Source organism: Sandaracinaceae bacterium, from assembly GCA_020633055.1.
Taxonomy (GTDB): Bacteria; Myxococcota_A; Polyangia; order Polyangiales; family Houyiibacteriaceae; genus JADJJE01.
Genome location: JACKEJ010000014.1, coordinates 1 through 16882 on the forward strand (window position 1 = coordinate 1; position 16882 = coordinate 16882).

At 69.0% G+C, this 16882-nt stretch carries 13 protein-coding genes; 4 read left to right on the plus strand and 9 right to left on the minus strand.

What is annotated here, in order from left to right:
• Positions 1-294 precede the first annotated feature (294 nt).
• The 8 genes from H6726_29040 to H6726_29075 all read right to left on the minus strand — a co-directional run bounded on the left by H6726_29040 (position 295) and on the right by H6726_29075 (position 12064).
• Entirely contained in the window at positions 295-900 is a 606-nt protein-coding gene (locus H6726_29040) for a hypothetical protein (protein MCB9661726.1), read from the minus strand.
• Positions 901-996: 96 nt separating this feature from the next.
• Positions 997-2478, minus strand: a complete 1482-nt coding sequence (locus H6726_29045; protein ID MCB9661727.1) for a TonB family protein — start codon at positions 2476-2478, stop codon at positions 997-999.
• A 147-nt stretch (positions 2479-2625) separates the two neighbouring features.
• Positions 2626-3144, minus strand: coding sequence for a hypothetical protein (locus tag H6726_29050; GenBank protein MCB9661728.1), 519 nt, complete (start codon positions 3142-3144; stop codon positions 2626-2628).
• A 5-nt stretch (positions 3145-3149) separates the two neighbouring features.
• Positions 3150-3419, minus strand: a complete 270-nt coding sequence (locus H6726_29055) for a hypothetical protein (protein ID MCB9661729.1) — start codon at positions 3417-3419, stop codon at positions 3150-3152.
• Positions 3416-4927, minus strand: a complete 1512-nt coding sequence (locus tag H6726_29060; protein MCB9661730.1) for a tetratricopeptide repeat protein — start codon at positions 4925-4927, stop codon at positions 3416-3418. Before H6726_29060 ends, H6726_29055 begins: the two co-directional genes overlap by 4 nt.
• Before the next feature lie 5 nt (positions 4928-4932).
• Positions 4933-8907 carry a tetratricopeptide repeat protein gene (locus tag H6726_29065; protein MCB9661731.1) on the minus strand — a complete coding sequence of 1325 codons (3975 nt, stop codon included), beginning with the start codon at positions 8905-8907 and terminating at the stop codon, positions 4933-4935.
• The gene (locus tag H6726_29070; GenBank protein MCB9661732.1) at positions 8904-11207 is read right to left on the minus strand and encodes a tetratricopeptide repeat protein; all 2304 of its coding nucleotides are present in this window, start codon (positions 11205-11207) and stop codon (positions 8904-8906) included. The genes H6726_29065 and H6726_29070 overlap by 4 nt, the downstream gene beginning before the upstream one ends.
• A 119-nt stretch (positions 11208-11326) precedes the next feature.
• Positions 11327-12064: a hypothetical protein gene (locus H6726_29075; protein MCB9661733.1), complete on the minus strand. Its 738-nt coding sequence runs from the start codon at positions 12062-12064 to the stop codon at positions 11327-11329.
• Between the two features lie 399 nt (positions 12065-12463).
• On the opposite strand from H6726_29075, the gene H6726_29080 reads away from it, so the two are divergent.
• Both H6726_29080 and H6726_29085 read left to right on the plus strand, forming a co-directional pair.
• Positions 12464-13081: an RNA polymerase sigma factor gene (locus tag H6726_29080; GenBank protein ID MCB9661734.1), complete on the plus strand. Its 618-nt coding sequence runs from the start codon at positions 12464-12466 to the stop codon at positions 13079-13081.
• A 4-nt stretch (positions 13082-13085) separates the two neighbouring features.
• A complete protein-coding gene (locus H6726_29085; GenBank protein ID MCB9661735.1) occupies positions 13086-14102 on the plus strand; it encodes a hypothetical protein in 1017 nt (338 codons plus the stop codon).
• 93 nt (positions 14103-14195) lie between these two features.
• Here the strand turns inward: H6726_29085 and H6726_29090 are convergent, their stop codons facing one another.
• A complete protein-coding gene (locus H6726_29090; GenBank protein ID MCB9661736.1) occupies positions 14196-15026 on the minus strand; it encodes a hypothetical protein in 831 nt (276 codons plus the stop codon).
• Between the two features lie 75 nt (positions 15027-15101).
• On the opposite strand from H6726_29090, the gene H6726_29095 reads away from it, so the two are divergent.
• Both H6726_29095 and H6726_29100 read left to right on the plus strand, forming a co-directional pair.
• Positions 15102-16286 (plus strand): aspartate kinase, encoded by a 1185-nt coding sequence (locus H6726_29095; protein MCB9661737.1) that lies wholly within the window; start codon positions 15102-15104, stop codon positions 16284-16286.
• A 33-nt stretch (positions 16287-16319) separates the two neighbouring features.
• Positions 16320-16868: a hypothetical protein gene (locus H6726_29100; GenBank protein ID MCB9661738.1), complete on the plus strand. Its 549-nt coding sequence runs from the start codon at positions 16320-16322 to the stop codon at positions 16866-16868.
• Positions 16869-16882 lie beyond the last annotated feature (14 nt).

Sequence of the window (16882 nt, forward strand, 5' to 3'; positions counted from 1 at the left end):
GCTGTCGTTCCGGTTCCGGTCCTCCAGGTAGATGTTGTTGTCGTACCCGAACTCAGCCCCGAAACCCATGTGGAGGGTCAACGGACCGGTCTGGAAGCCGGGACCTTGGCTCACCTGGCGATCACCGAGCCACCCCTGTGCGGCAGCACCGCTGGGCAAACCCGCCAACCCGAGCAACATCGTAAGTAAGGTGATCTTCGCGCTGTGGCGCATAACTCAGCTCTTTTCCCCCGGGGCCACCAAGCGCGACGACCCGGACTGGGCGGCGCGAGCGGTGCGTCGCCCCCTACTCAGTCACATGGTGCCGCTAGCGGGCGGTGGAATATAGGGCACGGGAAGCGCCTGCTCGTCGGGAATGTCGGAGATGTCTTCTTCGGGCGAGCCGTCGTCGATGACGGTCACGACCTGTGTCTGACCCGTGTTGAATGCGTCGGCCCCGATGCACTGGTTGGCATCGCGCTCGTGCTGGCTGACATTCCGGTCCAGCACCACGAGCACCGTGTAGTGGTGATCGCGCTGACCGCGATCGCCCGACTCCGTGGCCTCGCGCAGTTGAACGACGCGAGCCTGGATGGAGCCTTCGGTGGCGTGGGTCTCGGTGAGGCGACCGTTCAGGCAGGTGACACGGATGATGTCCCGGTCCTGACGCGACTCGTCGAGCATCGTCATCATGCGGCGGGAGACCCGAGCGGCCCGAGACTCGATGGTCTCCGCCTGCTCCAGCATCTCCGCGTCGCTGAGCTCGGCGATCCGCCGCACCTCGAGCTCGGCGCTACCTGCCTCTTCTGGCTCGTCGTCAGCCGACTGAGCCAGCGAAACACCGGCGCCGAGACCGACCACGCAGGCCAAGAGCAGGGCTTTTTTCAAGTATTTTTCGCTATGACGCATGGATACCCACATCTGCCCAATCGCCCGTCCGAGTATACAGAGCACTGGGATGGTGTCAATCGAGACCTAGCTGGAGAGTCCGTTGCGCCCAGCTGCGCTGCCGTTCATTCAGCCACCCGGCTCGAACACGAACGGGAAGCGATAGCGCACGCTACCACCAGTGGGTCCCGGCGAGAAGCGCAGACGCCCGATGACGCCCGTCACGCACGACCCCACGGCAGGGCTGACCGAATTTTCCGTGGCGGTGGCACCCGAGACTGCACCGCTGGTCTGGATGGTGAACTCCACGCGCACGGTGCCGCGCAGCGTCGGATTTCGGGCGAGCTCGCGCTCGTAGCAGCGCTTGATGGCGCTTGCCTGTCCGCGGATGCGCGACGCGACGATGCGCGAGTCGAACTCACCCGAGCCACCGACGTCGCCGCCACCCGACATGCGCATGCGACCGACGACGCGCTCTTGGACCGGCCCGCCTTCGCCCGTGGCCATGCCACCGCCGCCCGTCTGGGCGAGACCACCGATACCCTCGCCGCCGCCAGCCCCTCGGCCCCCGCCACCACGCTCTCGGAGGCCGCCAGCCTCGCCCGTGGCCACGCCCACGCCGTTCGCCTGGGCGATGACGTCGGCCGCGTCGCCCGTCGGCGCACCGCCTGCCATGAGGTTCGCGAACGATCCGTCTGCCCCCCCGACGCCACCCAGCGCGAGCGCCATGGCTTGGGCGCGGGCCTCCTCACGCAAGCGAGCGTTGCGATCTGCGGAGGACTCTCCGCCGGCCGAGCTGTTGTCGTTGCTGGCAGAGCGGCCGCCGCTGCTGTTGCTGTTGGACGCCTGACGCGGAGTCTCTGCGGGCGTCTCTTCCGCCGGAGTGTCGCCCTCTTCGACCACCACTTCGCCTTCGGTGACAGGCTCGGGAATGGGCGGCTCCTCGAAGATCATGCGCGCCAGCCCCTCGGGCAGCTGCGCGACCCCTTGGGCGATCTCCCAGTCCGCTTCCTCGAGCCAAATGATGAAACCGAAGAAGAGCATGAACGACAGCGCCACGAACGTGGTGAACAGCCAGTCGATGCTCTTGACGAACCCGCCGCGGGCCGAAGCCGGGAGCTGCGGCTTGGGTGTGACGGGTGGCGCCACCACGAACTGGAACAGGAGCGTGGTCGCGCCGATGACGACCTTGCCACGCGAGTTGTCGGTCAGCTTGACCTGCCAGTACTTGCCCGCGTTGCGCGCGCCGCCCGACGTCCGCAGCACGCTCAGCTCGTGGACGCCGCCCGCCAGACCGACGCGGCCGGTCATGTCGTCCGTGAAGTTCAGGATGTAGTCGTCTCCGACGAGCTGGAAGAGGTCGAAACGCGACGCCAGCCCCTCGGCCGAAATGATGAAGTGGTTCTTCTCTGCCGTGCCCACCGACACCGTCTCGCGGCGGCGGATGATGCGCTCCTCGACGATCTTTCCGTTTTGGATGAGACCGATGCGGAGGACCTTCGGCCCAGCGCTGGGCACGTTGACGGCCTGCATGGCCTGGGTCATCGCGCCTGCGCGGCCACCGGACTGGGGGTTACCGCCTTGATTCGGGCCTTGTGGAGAAGTGCTCATGGGGTTTCGTCTCTCTCGAAGCAGCGCGCCGCTGCGGCTCAGGCAACCCCGCGGGCGCAAGAGTCCCGCAGGTCTGAACGTTGGAGGCCAGCGGAACGCGGAAGTTCCCAGGCCTCCCCAGTCTCGTCAATGGTCTTCGGCAGGGTATCACTCTTCGGTTCCGGTGGTCCACTGCTCCGGCCGCCTGGCGGCAGCTTCCAGCTGGTCCCCGAACGACGCGATCTCGTCGAGCCGAATCAGCACCTTGCGCCTGATTACCCGCGACACGGCGAACAGGCTCAACGCGGTGCTCAGGCCGATCGCCATGCTGACGAGCGCCCCTTGGTTCGCGTCGTCCTCCGCCACTGCCAACGATGCGGCGCTCCGCCCAGCGTCCCCGTGGAGGAGTACGAAGTAGTGGAGCATCGCGGCCAGGAGACCGACCGCACCGGCGACGCTGGCCATACCCCGGATCACGCGCACCCCCGCCACGGCGTGGTGCCTCGCATCGAGCGCCGCGGTATCCACGAAAGCCCCGACATCCCCTCCCCCTTGGAGCGCGTCGTCCGCCGCATCCACCATCTGGGTCTGATAGTCCGCGACAGCCAGTTGACGGAGCTTGCGCACCACCAAGCGTGCGCAGAGCAGCGCGAACAGGATCTGCGCGGCGTGTACCGCCAGGAGCATTCGCTCTAGAACGGTTCGCGACGAACGCTCTCGACGATCTCACGCACGAAACTCGTGCGGAGATCCAACACCTCGTACCCCAGGTTGCTGCGGTTCAAGATGTAGAAGGCGTTGGGCTTCTGGACACGCCCCTCGATCTCGATCTCTTCGAGCTCGATGACCGCTGGCTGTCGTCGGGGGGGCTGCGCCTGCGCCGCATCGGCCAGCGCGGCGTCCAACGCCCACAGAGAGAGGGCGCCGAGGGACAGCTTCATGAACGTCTTGAACGGGGTCATAGCCACTCCTCCTCTTCGGGCGGTGTCTCCGCTTCCTCGGGAGGCGGGTTGGCGGCACGCTCGGCCTCGCGCGCAGCCTCTTCGGCGGCGCGCTGCGCGCGACCGATGAGTCGGTCGAGCTCGCTCAGGTACTGCTCGGACGGGTCGTCGCGCGTGAGCCGTGGACCCATCAGGTTGCGGTAGCGGGCGAACGACTCGCGGGCGCGCTGCAGCGCCTGGATCTGGTCGAGGCCCGGGAAGTCCGCCTGCGCCGTCCGGTACATCAGACCGAGGTTGAAGTACACCTCGGGCATGTTGGGCGAAGACGCCAGCACCCGGTCGTAGGCAGCCTTCGCCTCCTGCCAGCGCCGCAGCGAACGATAGGCGTCGCCGAGGTTCAGATGCACCGCGGGGAGCGTGGGGTTCAGGCGCGACACCGCCTCGAACTGGGCCAACGCTCCAGCGTAGTTGCCGCTGCGGAGCAGGAGCGTCCCAAGCTGCATGCGTGCTTCCGAATAGCTGGGCCGCAGCTCGACCGCGCGTTCGAGCTCAGAGACGACCTCACGTGCACGCCCGGTCTCGCGACCCAGGACCTGGGCGTTCAGGTAGTGCAGCTCCGCGTCGTTGGGGGCAGCGCTGAGCGCGTTGGTCAAGATGGACTGCGCCAGCTCTTTGCGGTCCTGGGCCAGGCTGGCCTTGATGAGCGCACGCAGCGCGGGCACGTACCGCTCGTCACAGCGGAGCGCACGACGCGCGGCGTCCCACGCCTGCTCGTAGCGTTGGTTGTCCACCAAGACCTCGGCGTGGATCGCCTGGAGCTCGAGGTTGGATGGGAAGCGCCGCGCGAGAGGCTCGACGACGGCGAGCGCACCCGTGCGATCGTTGCGTCGCATGGCGATGGCGATCAGGCCGCGAACGGCTGGCTCGTAGTCCTCCTGGATGCGGAGGGCCTGCCGGTAATACTCGGTGGCCTGCGTCTCGTTGCCCGCGCGGTCGGCGAGGACTCCCAGGTTGAACGCTGCATGGTAGGAGCGCGGATCCTGCGCGAGAGCGGCCATGAACGCCGTCCGAGCGCCCTCCGGGTTGTTGTTGGCGGCCGCCGACACCCCCTGACGGATGTGGGACTGCGCGGCCGCGCTCATCGGCGGTCGGGCTGGCGGGCGACACGCCTCGCTGTCACGCGCCCCCCAACGGTTGGCCGCTGGCGCAGCCTGTGTGCCGGACCCTCCCGCAGTGGCGGTCCCGCCCGGCGCTGGTGCCGGCTGCGGGTTCGGGTCCGACATCGGATCGTCTGGGTCGACGGGCTGTTCCTGGGGCCCGACGCTCCCAGGAGGCCGCTCGAGGTCGGTCGCGGTGCCGCCGGCGGTCTCGCCGCCAGCGGTTCCCTCGCCAGAGCCGGCGGTTTCTTCGGACTCGCCCTTGTTGCAGCCAGTGGAGACGCACGCGGGGCCGAGCAGGAGCGCGACCAGCGCGCTGCTGCGCAGCCACCGAGGGCAGCGCGAGGACACAGCGATTACCTGGGTTGCCATGGTCATCAATCCTCCGAGACCAGCGCGGGGGGCGAAACGCCCGGCGGGATGGACTGCACCTGCCCGGCGGGCGACCGTGCGAACTCGCCGGGGCGCGCTGCCTCGAGGTCGGGAATGTTCGCCTGCTCCGAGACCAGACACTCCGCGATACGCTCCTCACCGTACGCCTGGAGGCGATCGGCGGCGATGCGCGTGAACTCGTTGTCGATGTTTCCTGCGAGACCGGCGCGCGCGGCGAGCGCGTAGTTCGCGATGGCCTTGCACTCGAACGGACGCACGCGCTCGGCGAGGACCCCGCGCACCGTGCCCTCGAACTCCAGCTGCACCGACTCGCGGTCGTAACGGTCGAGCTGACGCCAGACGCGCTGCACGTCCGCAGGCGCGACGATCTCGGCCTCGAGGATGCCGCGCGTGAGCAGCTCGTACAGGCGCCCGTTGCGCACCAGCGCGCCGATGGTCCACGTCGGGCGACGGTACGGCGGCACCGTGTCGTAGCCGTCGCGCAGACCCGTCACGAGGTCGGCGCCACGCGTGATCTCGCTCTGCATCCGGGCTTGGAACTCGGCGCCCGTGGCGGGACGGCCGAAGGTCATGGTGTAGCGCTCCATCTGGGCCATGCCGCGGTCCACGATGAGGAAGCGCGCGTTGGCCGCGTACTCGGCGGCGATCGAGCCCGGCTCCTGACCGGATGCCGAGAACGCTCGAACGACGTCGGCCAGCGCCGTCTGGTATTCGTTCTGCTGGTTCAGGGCCAGGCGAATCTGCGCGATGCGCCAGTACGCCTGCACCACCAGCTCGCCCGCCGCTGCATCCCGCTGGTACGTCGAGATGAACGCCCGGTACTCGCGCACCGCGTCGTTGTAGGACCGCTGGTTGTAGGCCATCTCGGCGATGGCGTAGCGCGCGTTGCGGCGCACCTCTTCGTCGGACGTCGATTGCGCCACGCGCGTGTAGTACGCGACGGCCTCGCGGTAGCGACCGAGCTGCTGGAGCAGGATGGCCGAGTTGACCAGCCCGTCCTCGCGCCACTGACGCACGTCGTCGTTGTTGGTGTTCGCGAAGCGCGGCGAGTCCGCCAAGATGCGGAAGTTCTCGAGGGCGGCCTCGAACTCGAACGCGGCCTTCGCGGCGATGGCCAACCGGAAGAACGCCTCGGCCATGATCTTGTCGAGCTCCACCTGCTCGTCGTCATCGGCGCCGCGACGGTCCCCGACGTCTCGGATCACGCGGCGGTAGAGGTCCTGCGCGCTGCTGGGACGGCCAGCGCGCGCGAGGGCGGTGGCGGCGAAGATCAGCGCCTTGGGGGCCTCGGGGTTGGCCGGGTTGCGGTCGACGGCGTCGACGAGCATTCCGGCGGCCTCCTCGTACAGGGTGATCTGCTGGGCACCCGCGGGGGCCCGCTCCGCCTCACGGAATTTCGCGATGGCCCGACGGTACTCGATGGCCGTGAGGTCGTTGTCCGCGGTACACGCGGGCTCCTCGCGGTTCTCGGGATCCTCACAGTCGACCGGCTCGTCCGCGCCGAAGGTGCAGCGACGCTCCTGGAAGTCGCGTGCGAGGCGCTCCACCTCGTCCGTGTTGTTCAGCTGCAGCGCCATGTTGCGCAGGCTCTGATAGGCGATGCGTCCCTCGGGAGCCCCGAGCGCTCCGGTGCAGCGCTCGTCGTAGATGCGCTGGAAGCGCTCGCCCGCTTGGCGCCAGTACCCGTACTGGTAGAGCAACACGGCGTTGTTGTAGTCGTAGGCCGGGCGCAGACGCTCCGCGTCGTGGTCTTCATCGACGCGCGCCAAGAAGAGCTCACGCGCCTGCGCCATGCGCTGTAGCAGCATGGGCATCTGGAGCGGTCGCACTTGCGGGGGCTCCCCCGTCGCCTCGGGAGGCTCGTCGCGCACGGACAGTCGTCCCGCCCTGACCTCCTCGTCGATCAGGCGCTTGATGGACTCCACCACCATCCGAGCCGCTTCGTGAAGGTGGCGATCGTCGAGGTTGGAGTCGCGCACCTCGGCGTACGTGGTGGCCGCCTGCTCGTACGAGCCAGACCAGAACAGCGCGTCCGCCAGATTGAAGTGCAGCTCGTAGGCTTCCTGAGTGTTCGGATACCGCTCCAGGTAGGAGCCGTAGGCCTCCGCAGCCGCCTGGTACTGACGGGTGGCCTCGTTGCAGAGTTCCATGTCGCGATTGACGACGCACTCCTGGCGCGTCCGTTGCGCCGTTTGGTGCGTCTCGACCGCCGCGCGAATGAGAGACATCTCCGCCAGACGCTCTGCCTCACGGAGCTCGCTGGGGTGGTCCATGTTCTCGCTGTACCACTCGCTCCCTGGACCGTAGTCACGCAGGGACACCAGCGCGGCCAGCTCCGCGTCACGGCGGGCCATGTCGCGGTTCGCCGTGGCGATGCGGTCGATGTAGTGCGGCACGAGGCGATGGTTCGGCCAGTGCGTGATGGCGTAGCGCCAGATGTCGATGGCGTCCTGATACTTGGCCTCCTCGTAGAAGACCTCACCCGTGGCGAAGTAGACGTCCGGCGTCCACTCACGGTCCTGCGGGAGCAGCTGGGGGTTCTGTAGACGCTGGAACCCGCTCGGCCCGCCCTCCTCGAGATCGGGCACCATGTTGTCGTTCCAGTCACCGTACGCGAACGTGATGCCCAGGTACTGCATCGCCTCCGGACGTAGATCCGAGCCAGCGCGACCGGTCGCGGCCATCTGGTCGTCCGACCATTGCACCAACATGCCGAAGTGACGCACCGCCTGCTCGAAGCGGTTGGCGCGGTAGTACGCCCAAGCGACCTTGTAGAGCGCCAGTCCGTAGTTCCGGTCTTCGGGGTCGCGCAGGATGACGTTGTAGGCCGCGATGGCCTTGTCGACCGCGAACGTGTCGACGTAGTCGTCGAAGTGGTACTCGCCGATGCGGAACCACGTCTCGCTCACGAAGCGAGCGTCGGCCATCACGGGCGTGCACTCGGTGTAGGGGTTGACGAACACCTGCGCCTGGACGTCCTCCACCGCAGCGCCGAGCTGCAATGACGGATGGTCGGCGTCTGCTGCGTCCGCAGGCGCCTCTTCGCCCGCAGCGGCGGCGGCGGCCCGCCGGTACGCGGCCTGGTCGGGGTCGTAGGCGTAACGATTGGCGCACACCAGCGCGAGCCACGCGTCACGCGCCTCCTCCAGACGCCCCATTTCGTTGAGGCAGTACCCGATGAGGTAGTACACGCCATCGATGCGTCGGTAGTCCGGGAACTGGCGCACGATGCGCTGGTACAACTCCACCGTGGGGTTGAGGTCCGGTGTGGTGGGGAGGCGGTCCATCGCTCCCTCGTCACCGTTGGCCCGAGCCAGCGCTGCCTCGTCGTACTGCTCCTGAAACTGCACGGCGCTGCGCTCGAAATACAGCTCGCCAAGGCGGAACATGGCGTCCGGTGTGTAGTTCGGATCGGCCGGATAGCGCCGAATGAAGCGCTCGAAGAGCGCGATGGCGCGCTCCCGAGCCTCGTTCGTCAGCCGCTCTTCCTCGCGAATCTGGCGGGCGAACCACTGATCACGCGAGCGTCGCTGCCGCAGGTACTCGCGACGCACCAGCGACACGACCGTGTCCCGGTACGTCGAACCCGAGTTGGTGAAGCGCCCGACCTCGGCCTCGAGCAGGCGAAGCGCCTCGATCTGTTCTGCTGTCGGGGCCGGACGCGTGTCCTGCACGCGACTGTCCGTGGTGTCGAGGAAGCTCGGCAGCTCGACGTCACTGGCGCTGCCCCACGGCGAATCGGCTGGCGCGCCGTCCTCCCGTGGCGTGTCGCGGTCGCCCGCGGCGTCCGCTGGGGGCGCGGCTCCCGTGTCCGCTTCGGGCGCCGCCCCGGTGTCACCGGTGGGGGCGGGGGCCGCAGTGGGCCCCTGCGCGAGCGCCGTGGAGCCGTGGGCGAGCGCGAGCCAGAGCGCGACGGCCTGAACCGACGACCCCCTCGCAAGCGTGGAGAGGCGACTCATTGCGCGCCCTCCTCTTCGTCCTCGACCGTGTCCATGATGTCCGAGAACTCGTCGTCGAGCACTTGCATCTCCCGCTGCCGCTCCCGCGTCAGCATGTCCACACGCAGGCGGTGCTCTTCGCGTTCCGCCCACGCCACGTCCACGCGCCCGACGTCTGCCCGCAGCACCATGTCGTAGAAGCGATCGCGGACGTCCATGAAGTTCTGATGGGCAATCACGCCGATGACCTCTTCAGTCTCTCCCTCGAGCGCCGCGAGGCTCTCACGGTAGGTGACGACGTGCGCCGCCTCCTCGTCGACCACCACGCGAATCTCGGCGATGCGCTCCGCCGAGATGGCGGCCACCGCGCGCTTACGCTCTACGAGCCGACGCTCGAGATCGCTGATGCGCTGCAGCGCGGCGTCCACGTCGCTGCGTCCACCGCCGGTGAGCTGTCGCTCGCGAGCGACCAGCGCCGCATACTCCGTCCGGAGTTGCTCGTCGCGCTCGTAGCGCGCGTCACCGACGCCCACCTGCAGCTCGGCGATCTCGATGTCGCGGCGCAGCTGGTTGATGCGTGTCCGATAGTCCTCGACGGCGGTCCGCTGCTGCGCGAGCTCCGTCTCGACTCCCTCGGGCTCGGCCTGACGAGAGCCCTCGGTGTCCGCCATGAAGCGCTCGGTGGCCACGATCTGCGCTTCGAGACCCATCACCTGGACCTCGAGCTCGCGCAGCTCCCGGCGCAGGCGGCGGTACCGGTTGTGATAGACGTCATCGGCGGCGATGAAGTCGTCGGCCGAGACGGGCATGCGGCCCAGGTCTTCCTCGATCCGACGCCGCTGCGCGCGCACTTCCTGCACCTCGGGGCTCGCGCTCCCGCTGCGCGCCTCGGCCTCGATCAGCCCCTGGCGAGCACGGGAGAGGCGCGTCTGCAGCGCCGAGATGGCCTGCAGGTGGTCACGCAGATCGCTGAAGATCGCCGCGCCATTGGGGGCCGCGAGCGCCCCGTTCAGACGCACGATGAGGTCTTCGGTCTCGCGGATGAGGCGGCGTGAGGTGTTCAGGTCACTCACGACCGTGATGGCGCGCTCGTATTCGTCACCCAGCTCGACCCACTGCTGGGCGCTTCGTGGGAGGAAGTCCGTCGCGTCGAAGTCGTCCAGGTTCTCACGCACGATTTGCCGGAAGTAGCCCGGGAGATCGGCGTGGGTGGAGCGAATGTCCTCCAACTCGCGGAGCACCGGCGCGAACGTGCCACGGACCTCGAGGAACACGGCGTTGGCGTCATCGAAACGACCGTTGCGAAGCAGGAGGTTGCCTCGCAGGACCTGTGCGTCGGGGATGAGGTGGCTGTTGGGAGCGGCCACGGCGAGCACCTCCAGCGCGCGCTCCGCGCGGATGGAGTCTCCCATGCGGATGTAGGCCCACGCGATCTCGTACAGCGCGTACTCGAAGTGCTCGGACGTTCGCGGCACGGACTGGTACGCCTCGACCGACTGCTGGATCTGGTCCGTCTCGTAGTACAAGCGGCCCAACGCGAGGTAGGTGAGGTCGACCACGGACCGCTGCTCGCGCGTCGTCGCTTCGGAACGCAGCACCTGGCGGAACGCCTCGATGGCCTGCGGGTACTCCGCGCGGAGAGCGTGAATGACGCCGATGAAATACTGGCTCTGGAGGCGGTAGGGGCTGTTCGGCTGGGACTGCGCGAACGCCAGGCGCGCCTCTTCGAGACGCCCCGTGTCCACGCGCGCGCCGCTCCCTTCGACCAGCACCGCGGACGAGGGCACCGCCATGCTGTAAAGGTACTTCGCCCTGAAGTAGAGGGAATGCGCGGCCAGCTCGCTGCTCGGCATCTGGCTCAGGCGTTGGAAGTAGGCATCGACGCCCTCGAAATCCTGGACGTGGATGGCGATCTCGATCAGGCGGCCGAGACTCTGCTGCGTGTACGCTTGGAAGCCCGACTCGTTCGCGCGCGTGAGGACCTCACGGAAGCGCGTGCGTGCCCCGAAGTAGTCTCCGAGGTGAAACAGCGACTCGCCCAGTTGGAACAGCGCGTCTGGATACGCGCGGTGTTGTGGGTAGTTGTCGACGATGTCGGAGAAGATGATGCTGGCTTGGAGGTAGTCCTCCATGCGGAAGTAGAGTTCACCGTTGGTGAGGCGCTCTTCCACGTACGTGGGGCTCCGAAGCGCGCTCCGACGCAATGGTTGCTGGAGCAAGGCCGCCGCGCGGCCCTCGATGTCCCCGATCTCCCGCGTCACGCGCTCGACGGATTGCGCCCCCGCGACGGACGGCGCCCCCTGGGCCGCGATGCAGCTCAAGAGGCTGAGAAGGCGCAGCGCCCGCGCTCCTCGTGACACATGCCCGCGTTTACGCTCTGTTCGCGCGGGGACGGCCAGGAGGACCGAGGACGACGCCGAGCACGTCGCCCCCTGCGGCATCATTCAGCCGCCTCTTCCGCGGCTGCGCGCGCCGCCGCCCGATCCTGGACGCGCTCGATGTAACGAACCGCAGGACGCTCCTCGAGGGGAGCGGTGGGCCCGCCCTTCTCGTATGCGACGACTCGCAGCGCCACCATGCGCCCCTCGGGCGCCGTGAAGGAGTAGCTGGAGCGGACCTTGAAACGATAGCCCTTCAGGTAGGAGAAGATGCCGTATCCGTGACCGCGGTACTCCAGGTTCACGCTGAGGCTGTGCTCACCAGGCACGATGTTTCCGTCGTAGACGGCGAACTCGTCCTGCGACGCGAGGGAGCCCTCTTCGTCGGCGCGGTTGAAGACGGGCGCGCCATCGAGCGCGTATACCGCCTTGACCAGCCGGTAGCTCGACGACATCTCGTTCTCGTGGGTGATGACCACCTGCGAACCTGCGACGACCACGCCAAGGACCGTCTCCGCGAGCAGCGACAGACGCGTCTTGGAGCGGAAGATCTGCTCCTTCAGCTCATTGATACGCTGTTCGAGGTCCCGCAGACGAACCGCGTAGGACCCGGCGTCGAGCGGCCGGTCGGCCTCCGCCGAGGTCGTCGTAGCCGTGACGGCGGACTGATCGACGTCCCCGATGGTGTCGGTCGCGTCCACCCCGGTCGGGGCGGGCTGGGCCAGGGTCTGGGTTACGGGAGCGAGCGTCAGGAGGAGCGCTGCGACAAGGCTTAGGGCACGAATTCCGCGCATGGTCATGAGTCCCCTCATCTAGAGGCGTGGGGCGGGGTATTCCCCCCAGAACTACGTTTCGGGCTTATAGCAATCGGCATTTCTTAGGTCAACGACGGCTAGCACGCGCTTGCGCCACCCACCCACCGATGATTTGTAGGGAACTGTAGCACGCAAGCCCGTTCGGATACCATCCTCCTTCTGAGCGTTTGCCGCTCCCCCCTCCCCCCTCCCGTCCAGACCGTCCCGCCGGCTCGTGCGTCTCCCCCTCCACGCCCCTCGTCCCCCCTCCCTCAGTCTGCCCACCCAGGCAGCCGGACCGGAGGGGCGCAACGCGCACGCTCCCCGTTCATGGCCACTACAGTCCTCGACATCGGCGACGTTCCGTCGTGGCCCAGCGCGCTGCGCCCCGGCCGGAGAGCACCGGTGAGCCCCCTGACGCACGATCCCGCGACCGACGAGCGCCTGCTCGCCGCCTTCCTTGGAGGAGACGCCCAAGCGTTCGAGGAGATCGTCCACCGCTACCGCGGCCCCCTCTACAACTTCCTGCTGCGTTCGGTGCGCGACCCTCAGGTGGCGGCCGATCTGCTCCAGGAGGTCTTCCTGCGTGTCATCCAACGGGCCGACAAGTTCCACGGAGCCGCCAAGTTCTCGACCTGGGTCTACACGATCGCTCGCAACCTGACGATCGACCACGCACGGCGGATGCAGCACCGCCGACATCGCTCGCTGGACGCGCCGGTCGAGATCGACGGCGACGGCCGCAGCACGCTCGGAGAGCGCGTGTCGGGCACCGACCTCGGAGGCGAGCGAGCCGTCGACTCGCTGGCGATCCAGCGCCGCGTAGCGTCCGCCGTCGAGGCGCTCCCCTCCGAACAACGCGAGGTGTTCCTCATGCGCCAGCTCCAGGGGCTGCCCTTCCAGGACATCGCAGACGTCGTGGGCGTCCCTGTGAACACGGTGAAGAGCCGCATGCGCTACGCGCTGGAGCGCCTGCAGGAGGCGCTGTCCGAGTACGAGCACCACCTCGAGGAGACCCGGTGAGGCCATGAGCGCGTGCGATGTGTGCCAGGAGCAGCTGCTCGACTTCGTGACTGGCGAGTTGGACCGCGCAGAGCAGCGGGCCGTGGCCGAGCACCTGGCCGACTGCGACCTCTGCCCCGCGGTGGAAGCAGACCTGCGGCGTGGCTTGGCGCTCGCGTCGGCGCTCCCCCTCGAGGCTCCTCCCGAGGCGGCGATGCGCTCGGTCATGCGCGCCGCGCGCGTCCGCAGCGGTGAGGCGTCCACCTCGACGTCGGCCTCCGCGTCCGCATCGACCTCGATGCTCCCGATGGCGCTGACGGGCCGCTGGGGTCGCGTGCGCGCTTTCCTCGTGCGTCCGCAGTTCGTCATGGCGACGGTCATGCTCCTGGCGGTGGCGTTCGGTGCTTGGTACGTGCCGCGGCGCGCCGAGCAGCGCCGCCTCGCGGATCTCGCCGCACCCTCGACGCCCGTCATCGCCGATACGGGGGATGTCGTGTCGCCCGACGACGAGCTTCCCCCGAGCGAGACCACTCCCGTGACTCCACTGGAGCCGAGCGTCGTCGCCCTCGGCCCGGCCGCGCGCCTCGAGCGCGGGCTCCAAGCGTACGGTCGCAGCGACTACGTCGCCGCCATCGACGAGCTCAACGCGGTCGTCTCCGCGCCCGCGGTGAGCGAGGCCTCGTGGACCACGGCCATGCACCACCTTGCCCGCAGCTACCAACAGAACGGGGACTGCCCCTCGGCCACACGACGCTACGAGCAGCTGTTCCGCCGCAGCCCCGCCTACAACCAGGCAAGCCAAGCGATGCTGGAGGCGGGCACATGCTACCGAGCGCTGGGGAACGAGCTGCGCGCGCGCGAGCTCCTCGAGCTCGCCGCCGAAGACCCGGCCACCCGCGACGCGGCGCGCAGCGAACTCTCGGAGCTCGGGCCTCCCCGAAACCGCAGGCCCACGCGGGCGCCCGCCCCCAATCGACTCGGCGCGCCAGCGAGCGACGAGCCGTCGTCCCACCCGAGCCGCTCCTACGACTCCCCGTACTGAAGCGAGCCGAGCGCCCCGCCACGTCGCGCCGAGCAACACGGTCCGCACACGACCGCGGGGGCGAGCGCGGTCATCCCCGTGCGCACCGGGCCGTCAACGCAAGAGGCCACGCAGGGCGGTCGGGAGGCGACTCGTGGGAGCGATCCGTGAGCCCGCCGCCGCGAGCGCCAGGGCGGTGGCCTCTGCGAAGTTCCCGGCCAGCGTGAGCGCGCTCAGGTCGACACCTGCCAGCTCCGCGCGCCAGCGGGCGTCCAGGCCGGAGTACACACAACGGACTCCGAGCGTGCGGCACACCTCCTCCGCCGCGAGCAGGGCCCGCGCACGCCGGGCGGTCGGGGCGGCGAGCGGATTCACATCGACGACGCACGCTCGCGCCTCGGCGCGGAAGAGCGCCCGACCCAGCTCCTCGATCAGCGCCGTCACGGCGTCGGGCGAGAGGTCCCCGACGAGCCGCAACGCGACCACTCCATCCGCGAGCGCGAACGGCGCGATGGCCTGCTCGTGTCCGCGACGCACGCGCCGCTCGACCGCCTCCTCACGGCCACGGACGAAGCCCTCGAGACACACGGCCTGCAGCGCCTCCTCGAACGCCTGGGTGGGCTCGGCGCCCTCGTCGCGGAACGCGCGTAGGAGAGCCGGGACCACCCGCAGCACGGGCGTCGGCGTGGCACCGGACAGCGCCAGCGCACGTCCGAGCAACGTGACCATCGCGAGGCTCTCGTGGTGCTCGAGGGAGGTCGCGTCTCCTGCGCGGTCCGTTCCGAGACCGAAGAGGAGCGCGTGCACCGCCGGCCGGGCCTCGAGGACGAGCTCTGCCTTGACCTCGGGGCGCAACGAGATGGCCCCCAGTCCCTGGCTCTCGAAGCGGGCGAGGATCCGCTCGGCCAGCGCTTCGGGGTCTTCGTCCGTGGGGAGCGGGCTCACGCCGTCGAGTGTATCGGGCCCCCACGCGAAAGCCGAAAACTTCGACATGGCGAGGCGCTGACGTACACCTCGGGGATGAGCGTGATCGTCCAGAAGTACGGTGGCAGCTCGGTCTCCGACGTCGAGAAGATTGGGCTCGTGGCGGACCGCATCTGCGCCGCGCGGGACGAAGGCTACGGGGTGGTGGTGGTGGTCTCCGCGATGGGCAAGACCACGGACGAGCTGCTCGGACTCGCCCGCAGCATCGACCCCAACCCGCCGCGGCGCGAGCTGGACCTGCTGCTCTCGACCGGCGAGCGGGTGTCGATGACGCTGCTCTCCATGGCACTGCAGCGCCGCGGCTGCGACGCCATCTCCTTCACCGGCAGCCAGAGCGGCATCCTGACGAACGACTGGCACTTCGACGCGAAGATCCTCGAGGTGCGCCCCGTGCGCGTGCTCGACGAGCTCGCGCGCGGACGTGTCGTGATCGTCGCTGGCTACCAGGGCATGAGCTACAAGCGCGAGGTGACCACGCTCGGTCGCGGCGGTAGCGACACCACCGCTTTGGCGATGGCAGCCGCTCTCTCTGCGGAGCGGGCCGAGATCTACTCGGATGTGGACGGCGTGTACTCGGCCGACCCGCGCGTCGTGCCGGACGCACGGCACCTCCCGGAGCTGACCTACGTGGAGATGCAGTCCATGAGTGACGCCGGCGCCAAGGTGCTGCACGCCCCAGCTGTGGAGTTCGCGCGGGGTCGAGAGGTCCCCATCCACTGCCGCGCCACGTTCGCGCCCGGCCGGGAGACCCGCATCTCGAACCACGCGCTGGCCCACCGCCGTCCCTTCGCCGTGGTCGGCCAGCCCGGCATCGCGCGGCTGTGGGTCGCCGGCAGCGACCGGGAGCGGCGCCTGGCGCTGCAGACCACACGGGCGCACTCGGTGCTGCCGTTCTTCGACGAGCGCGGGGAGGACACGACGGAGCTGCGCATCGCCACGGCGCACGTACCCGACTGGGGGCGCACCCGCGACGTCCTGCTCGCGCACCCGCACATCCGTCTCGAGGAGGGCGTGTCGCGTGTCAGCCTGGTGGGCGGCTCGGCCGAGGTGCAGCGCGCGTCGCTGCGGGCGGAGCTGGCGGAGGCAGGTGTAGGCGTGCTGGCCGTCGACGTGGATCCGCACGGCGAGCGCGTCTCCGCGCTGGTGCCGAGCGCCCAGACGGACGTGGCCGTGCGCGCGCTCCACGAGCGCGTGGTGCTCGACCCCGAAGCGAACGATTGAATGCGCGCGCTGGGTGGGTAGTCTGACGGGACCATGCGCCGCCCTGCCCTCGCCCTCCGCGCCGTGATCGCGCTCGCGTCCCTCCTGACCGCTGCGACCGCGGTGTCCCTCGCGCCGGACACCGCGTCCGCCGAGGCTGGCACCAAGATCCGACGTGCCCCGCGCCCGGGAGTGCGCGTGCGCTTCGCATCTCTGGATGGTCAGTCGGGCATGCAGGGCAACGCGTTCCTGCTGTTTTCGTCACGCCGCATCTCGCTGGACTCACCGGCGAGCCCATGTGGAGGGAGCCACGTGGTGCGGGCGGAGGCGCGCGGGTCGAGCGGGCTCATTCGCAAGATCGAGCTGACGCTGCACCTGGGCCGATCCGGGCAGCTGGCGGTCCAGCAGGGAGGCTGCCCACGCGCGGAGCTGCGCGCCGAGCTCGAAGACGGGACCATCCTGACCGGCGGCGAGGGGACCGTGGACGTGCAGCGGGCAGAGCTCCAGAGCGGAGGGCAGGTGATGGGGACCTACTCGTGGACGGCCACCCGAGCGGGCGCGCCTTTCCCCACGCGCGGAGAGTTCAGCTTCACGCTGCCGTGACCCCTGGCCCTCCA

What these genes read in the sequence shown, in the direction of transcription:
- H6726_29040 (MCB9661726.1), bottom strand. Translation starts at nt 900, where the DNA reads ATGTGGGTATCCATGCGTCATAGCGAAAAATACTTGAAAAAAGCCCTG.
- H6726_29045 (MCB9661727.1), bottom strand. Translation starts at nt 2,478, where the DNA reads ATGAGCACTTCTCCACAAGGCCCGAATCAAGGCGGTAACCCCCAGTCC.
- H6726_29050 (MCB9661728.1), bottom strand. Translation starts at nt 3,144, where the DNA reads ATGCTCCTGGCGGTACACGCCGCGCAGATCCTGTTCGCGCTGCTCTGC.
- H6726_29055 (MCB9661729.1), bottom strand. Translation starts at nt 3,419, where the DNA reads ATGACCCCGTTCAAGACGTTCATGAAGCTGTCCCTCGGCGCCCTCTCT.
- H6726_29060 (MCB9661730.1), bottom strand. Translation starts at nt 4,927, where the DNA reads ATGGCAACCCAGGTAATCGCTGTGTCCTCGCGCTGCCCTCGGTGGCTG.
- H6726_29065 (MCB9661731.1), bottom strand. Translation starts at nt 8,907, where the DNA reads ATGAGTCGCCTCTCCACGCTTGCGAGGGGGTCGTCGGTTCAGGCCGTC.
- H6726_29075 (MCB9661733.1), bottom strand. Translation starts at nt 12,064, where the DNA reads ATGACCATGCGCGGAATTCGTGCCCTAAGCCTTGTCGCAGCGCTCCTC.
- H6726_29085 (MCB9661735.1), top strand. Translation starts at nt 13,086, where the DNA reads ATGAGCGCGTGCGATGTGTGCCAGGAGCAGCTGCTCGACTTCGTGACT.
- H6726_29095 (MCB9661737.1), top strand. Translation starts at nt 15,102, where the DNA reads ATGAGCGTGATCGTCCAGAAGTACGGTGGCAGCTCGGTCTCCGACGTC.
- H6726_29100 (MCB9661738.1), top strand. Translation starts at nt 16,320, where the DNA reads ATGCGCCGCCCTGCCCTCGCCCTCCGCGCCGTGATCGCGCTCGCGTCC.